Below are 2,451 nucleotides of genomic sequence, written 5' to 3'. Positions count from 1 at the left end.
AGCTAGAGTAAATTTGAAGTAAAGAAACGTAAAGAAGGAGCACTTATCCTCCAAAATAAGTGCTCCTTTTTATTAAAAGAAAGATTTAACATACAATCAAAATAATACAAATTACTATAAATTACTATAAATCAAACATTCTTGGTCGTTCAAAAATAAAATGAAAACTAAAATTAGTAAATTCGGAAGACTGATAGTGTAGCTGTTGTGTCACCAGTGTTGGGGATGGAAATAGTATTTACTGTAGGTTGCACAGAGATTGTTGTACCAGCTGTTAAAGTAACAATTGTGGAGAAAGAAACCGCACTACCGATAACGTTAGTTGAAAAATTACGAGTAGGTGGTTGACCGTTGAATGAAATACCGAATCCAAATGGTGAAGAACCCGGGAAGGTTGTAGATGCTGAGAAACTAATATCGTATACTCCTGTTTCTAAAATAGTTAAAGTATCTGAAGTGTCATTAAAAATGAGATTATTTAGTTCGAAAACTTGATTAAATTGGATATTCGTTCCAGGTGATATAGTTTGTGGATTAGAATTTCCTATTGCTGCTATAGTTACAGGGAGTGGTGTGCCCGACGGTCCAGTAGCGCCAGTAGCACCTTGAGCACCAGTAGCACCAGCCGGACCTTGAGCGCCTTGAGCGCCAGTAGCACCAGTAGCACCTTGAGCACCAGTAGCACCAGCCGGACCTTGAGCACCTTGAGCGCCAGTAGCACCAGCCGGTCCTTGAATACCTTGAGGTCCTTGAGGTCCTTGAGGTCCTTGAGGTCCAGTAGGTCCAGTAGGTCCTATTGTTCCTCCACCAAGGCAACCTGATCCATATTGAACTAGGATAGCTTGAATTTCTGTAATGAGCTTAACTAGTTTATCGATAGTACAGCAATCGATTTTGAATAACTTAGCAATATACAATAAATAATTAAGCAAACTTTGTAGTTCAACGTACAATGCTCCGCATGAGAAAGGTGAGGACTTTAGGATAGTTAATAAGTTAGCAATAATAGAACTACCAATTTTTTCTTGTGCAGGTGATAAATCTAAGCAACTGAGGAATTTTTGAAGATTATTGAGGAGAGAAACTAGTTTATCGATGTTATCTTGAGAAGGGTTTTGAAATACAGCTTGAATACTTTGACCAAGAGCTTGAAGAAGTCTAGCATACTCTTTTAGTTCTGCCTTAGAGATGTTAATATAACTGCAAGCTCTTACTTCGCAACAATCATTACCATAAAACACTTTCCCTTTATTTTTGTTGGACATCTGTTCATTCCTTTCTTTTATAGAATAAATAGTCGTTACTATATAATAAACTGAATTCGTGAGGGACAAACTACTATTTCTAAAAAAATAAGAAGTTTACCTATCTTGTGAAAACAAAGAACAATTAAGAGATAGAGAAAGATTTATATGAGTTAAAAAAGAATAGGTTAGAATAAAAAAACTGCACGCAAATTGTTAGATTATATCTAACAATTTGCGTGCAGTTCGTGGAACAGCCCAACCTTTTTAATGATTAATTCGTTCATAGTTCGCTTTAGGTAAAATTGGAATAGAAATAGTGAAAGTTGTACCGTTTTGATTACTAGACATTTTTAATGTACCGTTATGATTTTGAATAATTTTCTTCGTTACTGACAAGCCCAGTCCTGTTCCTGAATCTTTTGTTGAGAAGAATGGATCAAAGATATATTCTTGAATAGCTGGAGGAACCCCAGTTCCGTTATCTGTGAAAGTAATCCGAACAAAGTTATCTAGGCGATAACTAGARATTTGAATGGAAAGAGGTCTTTCGCCTCGAGCATCGATAGCATTTTGAAATAAATTTAAAAAAACTTGCACAAGTTCATGACGATCGATATTGACAAGTACACCATCTAATTCCGTAGAAAATTCATAGTCAATAGAAATATTGTGTAAAAAAACTTCACTAGCAAGTAGTTGTTGAATATATTCGCGTAAAAACGTATTGATGGGAAAAGGTTCTCTAGTAAATTCACGCGTTTTTGAAATGGCTAAAAATTTTGTGATAATACTATTTGCACGATCTAGTTCAGGAATGAGTAGACTTTTAAACAATTCTTTATTGGATGGAGAAACGTTATCTTGTAGAAATTGCAAGTATCCACGTACCGTTGTAAGGGGATTTCGTACTTCATGAGCAATCCCAGCTGCGATTCGTCCTGCTAATGAAAATTTTTCTGCATCACGTTCTGTATTTAAATAATGGAAGACACTAATAACTCTAAAAATCTCTCCRTTATAATCCCGAATAATTCGATTGTTTAAAATACCATAGTTTTTGTCTAACACTTCTTCATTATATATTTCTGTTCCTGTTCTTAATGTTTCAATCGCTTTAATTTGTTCTTCTGGCAAGTTTAGTAATTGTTGAATTGGCTTTCCAATTATATCATTTCGTACTACACCAAAATCATCTGCTGCAGCT

2 protein-coding genes are annotated in these 2,451 nt (G+C 35.2%); both read right to left on the bottom strand.

Going from position 1 to position 2,451, the window contains the following annotated elements:
- Positions 1-173 precede the first annotated feature (173 nt).
- On the bottom strand, positions 174-1,265 hold the full coding sequence (locus AC1DJR_RS26355; RefSeq protein WP_477003897.1) for a Gly-Xaa-Xaa repeat protein: 1,092 nt from the start codon (positions 1,263-1,265) through the stop codon (positions 174-176).
- Between the two features lie 246 nt (positions 1,266-1,511).
- A partial coding sequence (locus AC1DJR_RS26350) for an ATP-binding protein (protein WP_477003896.1) occupies positions 1,512-2,451 on the bottom strand: 940 nt, incomplete at its 5' end.

It is taken from the genome of Bacillus sp. 05T31 (assembly GCF_056396725.1).
This window is presented reverse-complemented; position numbering and strand designations above follow the sequence as displayed.

Excerpts from the sequence above, each read along its gene's own strand:
- AC1DJR_RS26355 (WP_477003897.1), bottom strand. The coding sequence starts at position 1,265 with ATGTCCAACAAAAATAAAGGGAAAGTGTTTTATGGTAATGATTGTTGC.